The organism is Enterobacter cloacae complex sp. 2021EL-01169, from assembly GCF_020733125.1.
GTDB lineage: Bacteria > Pseudomonadota > Gammaproteobacteria > Enterobacterales > Enterobacteriaceae > Enterobacter > Enterobacter roggenkampii.
In genome coordinates this window covers 1-9,064 of the sequence record NZ_JAJFTC010000033.1, presented here as the reverse complement: position 1 = coordinate 9,064, position 9,064 = coordinate 1, and the positions used below count along the sequence as shown (strand labels likewise).

At 38.4% G+C, this 9,064-nt stretch carries 10 protein-coding genes; 7 read left to right on the top strand and 3 right to left on the bottom strand.

The window, feature by feature from the left end:
* Window positions 1–156: 156 nt before the first annotated feature.
* Window positions 157–1,596, bottom strand: coding sequence for an NAD(P)/FAD-dependent oxidoreductase (locus LLF79_RS26475; protein ID WP_004115446.1), 1,440 nt, complete (start codon window positions 1,594–1,596; stop codon window positions 157–159).
* A 119-nt stretch (window positions 1,597–1,715) separates the two neighbouring features.
* Between LLF79_RS26475 and LLF79_RS26470 the strand changes: the two genes are divergently transcribed.
* The gene (locus LLF79_RS26470) at window positions 1,716–2,291 is read left to right on the top strand and encodes a TetR/AcrR family transcriptional regulator (protein ID WP_004115442.1); all 576 of its coding nucleotides are present in this window, start codon (window positions 1,716–1,718) and stop codon (window positions 2,289–2,291) included.
* Window positions 2,292–2,533: 242 nt separating this feature from the next.
* Here the strand turns inward: LLF79_RS26470 and LLF79_RS26465 are convergent, their stop codons facing one another.
* Window positions 2,534–2,743 (bottom strand): YdgH/BhsA/McbA-like domain containing protein, encoded by a 210-nt coding sequence (locus LLF79_RS26465; protein WP_004115439.1) that lies wholly within the window; start codon window positions 2,741–2,743, stop codon window positions 2,534–2,536.
* Between the two features lie 684 nt (window positions 2,744–3,427).
* Here LLF79_RS26465 and LLF79_RS27100 point away from each other — a divergent pair.
* From LLF79_RS27100 to LLF79_RS26435, 6 genes are all read left to right on the top strand, one after another.
* Window positions 3,428–3,616: a DUF1656 domain-containing protein gene (locus LLF79_RS27100; protein WP_110229045.1), complete on the top strand. Its 189-nt coding sequence runs from the start codon at window positions 3,428–3,430 to the stop codon at window positions 3,614–3,616.
* A 2-nt stretch (window positions 3,617–3,618) separates the two neighbouring features.
* Window positions 3,619–4,491, top strand: a complete 873-nt coding sequence (locus LLF79_RS26455; protein ID WP_004115436.1) for an HlyD family secretion protein — start codon at window positions 3,619–3,621, stop codon at window positions 4,489–4,491.
* On the top strand, window positions 4,478–6,241 hold the full coding sequence (locus LLF79_RS26450) for an FUSC family protein (protein WP_032705156.1): 1,764 nt from the start codon (window positions 4,478–4,480) through the stop codon (window positions 6,239–6,241). Before LLF79_RS26455 ends, LLF79_RS26450 begins: the two co-directional genes overlap by 14 nt.
* Entirely contained in the window at window positions 6,231–7,019 is a 789-nt protein-coding gene (locus LLF79_RS26445; RefSeq protein WP_004115430.1) for a helix-turn-helix domain-containing protein, read from the top strand. The genes LLF79_RS26450 and LLF79_RS26445 overlap by 11 nt, the downstream gene beginning before the upstream one ends.
* A gap of 28 nt (window positions 7,020–7,047) precedes the next feature.
* A complete protein-coding gene (locus tag LLF79_RS27095) occupies window positions 7,048–7,398 on the top strand; it encodes an AraC family transcriptional regulator (protein ID WP_071882579.1) in 351 nt (116 codons plus the stop codon).
* A gap of 137 nt (window positions 7,399–7,535) precedes the next feature.
* Window positions 7,536–7,796, top strand: coding sequence for a DUF1471 domain-containing protein (locus LLF79_RS26435; protein WP_071882578.1), 261 nt, complete (start codon window positions 7,536–7,538; stop codon window positions 7,794–7,796).
* Window positions 7,797–8,026: 230 nt separating this feature from the next.
* On the opposite strand, the gene LLF79_RS26430 is transcribed toward LLF79_RS26435, so the two are convergent.
* Window positions 8,027–9,064: nickel/cobalt efflux transporter (locus tag LLF79_RS26430; protein ID WP_045369919.1), on the bottom strand; the 1,038-nt coding region annotated here is incomplete at its 5' end.

Here is a 9,064-nt window from a genome sequence, read left to right as displayed (position 1 = left end):
AAATCCCCTCAACAATATTGGCCCTACAAATAATTGATTACGTTAGAAATTCATTAACCTTCCTCTATATAAACACACCGATATATCTGTAATCGTTTAATGCCTGAGGAAATTACCATTGCCAGAATCACGCCGGCAATGGTTAAAATGCAATCATCAGTTAGTTATAGGGGAAGTTTTTGCAACATTCTTCAGTGACTCCGTCATGGTAAACTCAGGCGACCAAATGTTTGCTAACTGATGCACAGTCATATTGGCGGAAATAATATAGGTCGCAGCTGCTATCACATCACCTGCGGATTCACTGACCATGTGAACGCCTAAAATCGTTCCGGTTTGACTATCAGAAACCAGTCTGATTAAACCATCGCTATGGCGGCTGACAATAGCACGTAAAACAAAAGCTACAGGGAGTTCTCGGATCTCATATGGGATTCCTCTTTCTTCAGCTTGCAATGGAGTCAAACCTACAGAAGCCAACTCAGGGGAGGTGAAGGTAACCCGAGGGAGGGCATTGTAATCCAGAGAGGAGAGCTCGCCCCCAAGTGCATTGCTTGCCGCTAATCTTCCTTGTTCAACAGCGACGTAAACAAATTGTGCTTCACCTGTAACATCACCTGCAGCCCAGATCCGTGGATTCGATGTCATTAGATGCTTATCGACAATGACCTGTCCACGCGCACCGACCGACACATTGACAGCGTCCAGATTCAGTTTTTCAGTCACAGGGCGGCGCCCTGTTGCGATAAGAATTTTCTCTGCCGTAATTACGTGAGTATCCTCACCGACGATAACCGTACAAATAACTAAATCACCACCCACCTTAACTTGTTTTAAGTCTGCCCCGGTCAAAAACTCAACACCCTGTTTAGTAAGCGACTCTTTTAAAGTGGCAGAGATAGCATGATCTTCAAAGGGAGCGATTCTCGGTGCAACCTCGATTACTTTGACTTTTGAACCCAAACGGGAAAATAACTGTGCTTGCTCCAAACCAATAGCGTTTCCACCAACTACCAGCAAAGATTCCGGCACACTTTTAAGGGACATTGCGGAAGAAGAGGTTAAAAAATCCACATCGAGCAAACCGGGTATCTCTGGAATAAATGGGCTCGCACCACTGGCTATAATTACATGCTTCGCTTGAACTTGTATCGAGTCTTCAGAGCCTTCGACAACCAAACTAACACAATCGCGGTTTTCAGAAGGAGTGAATACTGCAGTACCAAGTAAAACATTGATCCCAGCTTCAACGGGTCCCTTCACATGAAATGTATCACGGAACTGAGTAATCATTTGGTCTTTATCGTTAACCAACAATGCCAGATTTGCAGGCTCTGCATACGTTTTAATGCCAGGGAAATTTTGATGCAATGCAGCAAAACGAGTAGCAGCCGCAGCCAAAAGTGTTTTTGATGGAACGCACCCAACATTAAGACAGGTACCCCCGGCTGTTCCATGCTCGATCATTGCTACAGACTTACCAAGCCTACGAGCCTCATTTGCGGCTGCCCTAGCGGCAGAGCCGGATCCTATGGTAACCAGGTCATAGGTGCTAGTTAGCACTTCGAAGTGTTCAGGATTGGAGATAGTTTGCATAACAGCCTCATTAAATGAATATCAAAGGAGACAGATTTGTCTCCCACTCCAAACAAGAGTAGACAGATCTGTCTCCTTATGTCAATATTCGACTTTTACAATGAACAGGCGTAGCTCCAATGGACAAAAAAGAAAAAATAATATCTACTGCTTTTAATCTTTTTTATCAGTACGGCGTGCATGCTGTCGGTATCAATCGTGTGATATCGGAATCTGGGGTTGCAAAGAAAACCCTCTACACCTACTTTCCAAGTAAAGAAGAACTTATTGCAGCCACAGTGGAATATTGTGACCTGCGATACTTCTCCAGGTTACAATCACGCATCAAAAAAATAGAAGATGGACGACTAACAATTCTAGAGTTGTTTAATGATCTTGATGACTCCATAAATAGAAGAATTATTGCATCTCCCCCTTTCTATGGCTGCTATTTTATCAATGTCAGTGCCGAATTTAGCAACCCTGAAAATCTAATTCATAAAATTTGCGCTAAAAATAAAAATGAAATGTACGAATTAATTAAGCATCATGTATCTAAAATACTTCCCTCTGAAAAAGACGTTATTGAGGTTTCGGAAACCATCAATATGCTATTTGAAGGTGCAATTGTTAGAGCTCATATCCTTCAGGATTTGCAATCTGCGATAAAAGCTCGCACAGCGGTTGAGAAAATCATTCTTTCCGAACTGAAATAATATCACTTCGAACCATCAGCATTTTAGTTTATGCCTATCCGATTAGTATTATTGACTCAAAAACCGTAATGACTTTCTAAAAAAACGCAAAAAAAAAGGGCCTGAAACAGTTGGCCCTAAATGTCTACCTGAGGAAAAAGTTAGAATAATATAATGTACCTTGACGGTTAGTCGTGTTGATTATTCTTGGTAGGAATTAAAATATCCATCAACACTCGATAAATTCCTAACCCATTATTTTCCTATTCACCCAGAACAGCGGTCATGTGCACACGATTACCAGTATATGCAGAAATGATTTTGTAGGAGGTTTTTGCCTCTTTTGCCTTAGCCGCAATCTGCGCTTCAGCGCCATCAAGAGTTGTGTCAGTAACACTAATGTTCTGTGCCAGGCCAGAGAAGGACACAGCGGATAACAAAGAGGCAGCGGCGATAGATTTGATGTTTTTCATATAGATAAATCCTAGTTTAGTTAATGTTCATCATCTGAGCATAATGCTCGTTTCCTGTTGATGAACATTAAAAACCCTGCAATAGCTATAGGGTCAATACTACTTTTTGTAAATTTTTGTATGTACTAACGTTGAGCCATAAACCTTACAATTTTGTTTTTAGCTTATGTACTTATGACCGGCTGGGCTGATACCCTTACCAAGAAGTTTCTATACATTCGATCTTTCCGGTACTAAAACGCAAGCCTTTCCGCGCATTTGACTCCATTGCCAGAACTGCAACAGCGTTATCAACTTGTCCTCAATGCACGTGAGATTTTATCTACAAATGTAAGGCTATCATCATAGAATTTAATGGTTTTAATTGTCTGTTTAAATCATCCTGTCTATTTTATACTCAATAATGAATTTGGAATTAGCACAATGACAAGAGTAATGTTAACAGCACCTACAAACACCATTTAACCATCCATCGCTCGGGTAATTTTAAGCTGATTACATTTAACAAATTTCTACTTGATTTCTCTGAACGATATTGCCTCTTACAAAGAATACCCATACTAAGGATAATGACGAATAAAGAACATGTCTTTTTTTGTGTATGATCGGTCTGTTTTTGTTGATCTGAATTTAAAAATACATGAAATAATATTGTCAACATAACTGATTTGGTAGAAGTATAAAATGACTGATTTGGTTTTATTCGGAATGTCCTTTCCATATATATTCAAAGTGATGGTACAAGGGTATCTTCTTTATGTTGCAGCCATGGCATTAGTCAAACACACCAAACTTTGGCATAAAGTATGGCATAAACCAATGCTTTCATTTTCTATATATATGTTAAGCTTATCCGTTAATTATTGGTTTTAAATATGAAAAATATTAAAAGCATTTCATTCACTATAATTGTATTTGTAATATCTTGCGCTGCTATTTATATAATATCAGACTCTCAAATAAATGGATTATGGACAAGAGACGGAAGAGTAAGAGCTGATGTAATTACTATGGTGGGGGAAGTCGACGGCTATATTACAGACGTGGCAGTAAAGGATAATCAGCACGTCAAGAAAGGACAGTTACTTTTCACAATCGACGATAGCGACTATACAATCCTGGCCGAAGAATCAAGGCAAGACATACAGTCGAAAAAATACAATATGGATAAACTTGCCAAAACATATCACCGAAAAAATGGATTATCTGGCACAGTTTTGAGCAATGAGGAGGTCAGCAATGCTGGTTTTGATTATTATATTGCTAAGTCAGACTATCAGGAATCAATTCATAAGAGTCGGCGTGACGAACTCAACCTGTCTAAGACTAAAATTTTTGCTCCCACTGATGGATATATAACAAATTTGTTAGTTCATACTGGCGACTACATCGCTAACGGTAAAAGCATTGTTTCTATAGTTAAAGACAACAGCTTCTATGTATACGCATATTTTCAAGAAGATCAACTTAATCGCATAAAGAAAGGACAAAAAACTGTAGTTACTCTTTTAAATGATAAAATTAGATTTAATGGAAGCGTAGAAAGCATTTCTAAAGGGATTCTTGATTATAGTAACAAGGGCTCTCAAGGCGAACTACATGAGGTCAACCCAACTTTTGAATGGGTACGGCTACCTATGCGTATTCCCGTAAGAATCGCAATTCCTTCTAATCAAGATAATTATGATCTTCTTGTATCTGGTATGACTTGCACTGTAACTATATCTGAAAACCATGAAAAACTTTGACAACGAAATGAGAATTTTCTCTCTAATATTTTCTGTTTTTATAATTGAGCTCGTATCATTTTACTTTAACATATCAGGGGGCCCTACGGCTGTAATGAGTGCTATCGTTGTATCACAAAGTTTTGTCGGCGCTCAATATTTAAAAGCTCGTAATAGGATAATCGGCACTATCCTGGGAATAATGGCATCATTTATATCAGCTTACCTTTATGTCGGTAATGAACTATATTTCATCGTTTTTTCCATGCTATGGATATCATTCATGAGCGTGATGATAAGTTTGGTTCCAACAGATAACTCGCATTTATTTCAGTTAGGTGCAAACACATATGCATTTGTTGCACTGCCATTAATTTTATCCCCTGAAGAAACATACTTTAACCTTATTACAAGAAGTACTGGTGTATTTATGGGAGTGGTAATCTTAGTTGTAACATCAGTGCTGATGCTTCTAAAGAGAAGTGATTATGATTTCAAAAAAAATATGCGTGGCATATTCAGGAAAACAATCAGAATAAACAAGAAAGTTGCGGAAGCAAATAATATTGAAAGGAAAGAAATTAAAAATTTGTTCACTGATATTTCCACATTAATCTCAAATAAGAGAAATATTGTATATGAACACGGTTTGGGTTTTAAATCTAAAGGCGCCCTTAAAACCTTCTCCATTTTATCCATGATGCTTTTCTTATATTCAAACACACTCCGTCATTATCTAAAAAATGAAGGAGAGAAGCTTGCTGATATAAAAAGTGATTTTTTAAACATTATCAAAAAATCACTTATGTGCAGGGCTGATATAAATAAATTCGACCACAGCAAGATAAAAATATCGAATATATTCCTTGAACACAAATCAGCCCTTGAAGCAGTAATACGTGGCATCCGAGCATTCACTATAACAGGTATTCTTTTAATTACATGGTATATTACCGGTTGGTCTGGTGGTCATGTGATGGTATCACTGGGAGTTGTGTATATGATCTTACTTACAACTTATCCTGCACCGGTAGCTGGCGGCAAGCATATGGTTTATGGAACAATCTTAGGCATGATTGTAGGATGGATTTATATTCAAACAATCTACAGTTCTCAATATACGTTCATATCACCCTCAATTTTCTTTATAGCTCAACTCCCAGTGCTAATAATCGGTAGTAGATTTCTATTTGTTGGTAAAACATTTCTTCTCGGAGTAACATTTCTGACAACATTTTACTTTGGGCTTCAGCCGAGCAATACCTCTGTTGTGTCCTATGAAACATTTATGGATAATAGCCTTGGAGCAACTGTAGGTTTAATCATTACTGGACTTGGGATCTCTATAATTTTTCCTGAGAAAAAACGCATTAAAAATGAAAAGTTAATTAAGGCCACAATCAAAGAGTTAGTCTATGCTCTGAAAAAGAAAAACTTAAACATGTCAAATGTAGTAAGGCATACACATGACAGATTACGTCTCTCAGATTCCCTGGAAAAGTGTACTTCTGACGACTTTTTAGTTTTAACAAATCTTTCATCTTTATTTATTATATTCCATTATATTTTTGAATACAAAAAGAACAGTGAGTTCATTACCATTATTGATAAACAATTAAACAAGTGGCTTGAAACTAATATGTTTATGATGGAAAATGAAACATTAGATGATCTTGAAGAACTTATCAGCAACGAAACTGGCGAAGTTCACAAATTATCAATGTGTGCTTATAGCATCCTTTTAGAGCTGAAGGATATTTATGAAAAATAATGATACCAACCATCAGATAGTTTCTACGGTAAGCATTTCTCAAGAACACATAACAATCCTCAACGATGTTCTAACGGCGCATACTGAGGTAGGCTTGCATAACCATGCGTGGGGACAGCTTAACGTTATAAATTCAGGTATGATTGAAACAGATATTGAGGGTGATATCACCTTGCTGGCCCCTTGGCAATATGCTATTTGGATCCCTGCGGGGTTGAATCACTCTAGCCATAATCTCAAAACCACTGAATATTGTTCAATCTGTATACCTCTGAAGCTTTGCAACAACCTACCTGAAAAAGCCTGTATTATAAATCTTACTGAAATAGGTAGAGCCATAATAAATACGATTTTGACAAAAAATATTTCTTATCTTTCCGGGAGAAAGGGTGAGAGTTTAGCCACAGTTTTTATTGATCAACTTGAGGATGCCTCAAAGGCGATGAATTACCTTCCAAACTCAAAAGACAAGTATTTACAGCCAATCTTGAGTTATCTCAAGGTTAACCCCGGAAGTAATCGCACGCTAAACGAATGGGCAAACATTGTTTTCACCTCAGAAAAAACCCTCACCAGGAAATTCAAGAGCGAACTTAATATGTCTTTCCGTGAATGGAGAGCAAGAGTGCGTTTTTTAAATTCGCTACCATTATTGAGGACAGAAAAAACCATCCAAGAGATATCTTATTTGCTAGGTTATAGTAACACATCATCCTTCATTATTATGTTTGAAAAACTCTCGGGTACAACCCCCGAAAAGTACCGCAAAAACATATAACCACACCATTAAGCCAAGTGACTTTCAAATGTGTAGAACTGACAAATTTCAGCTTAGCGTCTTAAACACCATCATTTTTACAATAGATGCACCTATAAAAACAGGGTTATCAATCAATCATTTATCTATTATTTCAGGATATAGTAAATGGCATCTTCAAAAAATTTTCAAACACCATTTTGGCATGTCTTTAGGTACATATATTAGACGAAAAAGGATAGAGTATGCTGCTCATGAAATTATAAATAAAAAATGCAAAATCATTGATGTAGTGATTGATTTCAATTTCAGCAATCAATCATCGTTTTGTAGAACCTTTAAGTCAATATATGGTGTATCACCTAAAGAATTTAAGAGTGAACATATTAACCACTTATAACAACTTCAATCCCTTTACTTTTTAACAATAACCAATAATCATGTCTGTTTTTGTGTTTCTTTTGTCCTTTTATGTTAATTATTTTCAACACCATGTGCGTTATTATAATTGCCACTGAACTGGAAAAAAGGTGTATCATGAAAAACGTCCTCTCATTGTCATTGCTACTATTTATTTCAAGTGGTTATGCAGCTTCAGAAGTCACCTATTTAAACCCCACACCTCAAGGAGCGGTACGAATTGGTGAGGTAAGCTTCTTTAAAGCAGGAAGTGCAACGCAGTCAGAAGTAATTGGGTCACTATCAAAGAAAGCAGATTCATTGGGTGGGACTCATTTCGAAATTTCGTCACTTAATTCTTCCGATAATACGTATGCAACCGCTATTGTGTACAAGTAGCATCAATTGGTTGTAGTTCATGTTTTAATGTTGAAATAAACTATTCATTATATAACATATGCAAATTTGTTCATTTGTATATCCTATTTCATTAACCCTGCGCAATATCACGCCCTCTGTTTTTCCTTGAGTGGTTTTTTGCGGGCTGCCAGTATTGGAGCCCGATTTTTTTCAATTATCCGATTGAACAATAAATAGTTTTGTGAATAACAGCATTCTAATAAAACCTCTCAATTTGTTATGCCCAACCATCCGTGATAACCCATATAAATTCCCACTAACGCAATCAAAGCACTTGAGAAGTATGGTGCTCTTCGGGCTAAAACATCCAACCCGTCCCAACGCTTTGATGCCTGTCGTACGCTTACAGCTGCAACAGCACCGATAGCTACCAGTGTGATTGCCAATCCGATACTAAAGCAAAGAACCAGCACAGCTCCCAACGTAAATTCTTTCACCTGAATGCAAAGTAAAAGAACTGTAATGGCTGCCGGGCAAGGAATGAGACCCCCCGTCAGGCCGAAAAGGATAATTTGTCCGGTTGTTACGCTGCTATTAGCAAAGCGTTTTTTGATGTCGTTAGCATGTGCTTTTTCGTGCGCGTCCTGATACTCGAGTGAACTAACATCAAGTCCCTCAAGTGCGGAGTGATCGTGGTTATGATCATGCTCGCGGAACTCCACATCATAGTCGTGTACATGACCACGATGGCCTAGAGATAGACAAACCTCAAAGTTGTGCGGCTCAGGGATCGGCTGGGCAGATTCCATAAACCCGTCTTTTTCTACGAAATCAAACACCTGTGAAAATGTCCCTGTACCCCGGTTAGTGACCAGAGTAATATCGCTGGCCTCCCATTTCCTGCCACTGAGCGAGCGTAAACGCCAGTGGGGTGGCTGACCTTCTTCGAAAATTGAGAGTTCAACGCTGCCATGACCGGTATCAATGACGCGGGTTTCATCATGAGGGTGATTAACGTGGCCATGCTCATCTTCCTGCTCCATCCTCCAAAGCTTTTCTCCGCGCCATGTACGCCAGAACATCCATGCCGCAGTGGCAAGAATAATGATGGCTGAAATCAGCTGGAACCAGGGTTCGGCTGATTCTGCCGTAAATTTCTGACGGATATACATCCCGCCCAGTGCAATGAGCCAGACAATAGAGGTATGAGAAATTGTCGCCGCAAGACCTAACAATACTGCTTGTGTGACCGTTCCCCTGATAGCCACAATAAATGCGGCCATCATTGTTTTAGAATGCCCCGGCTC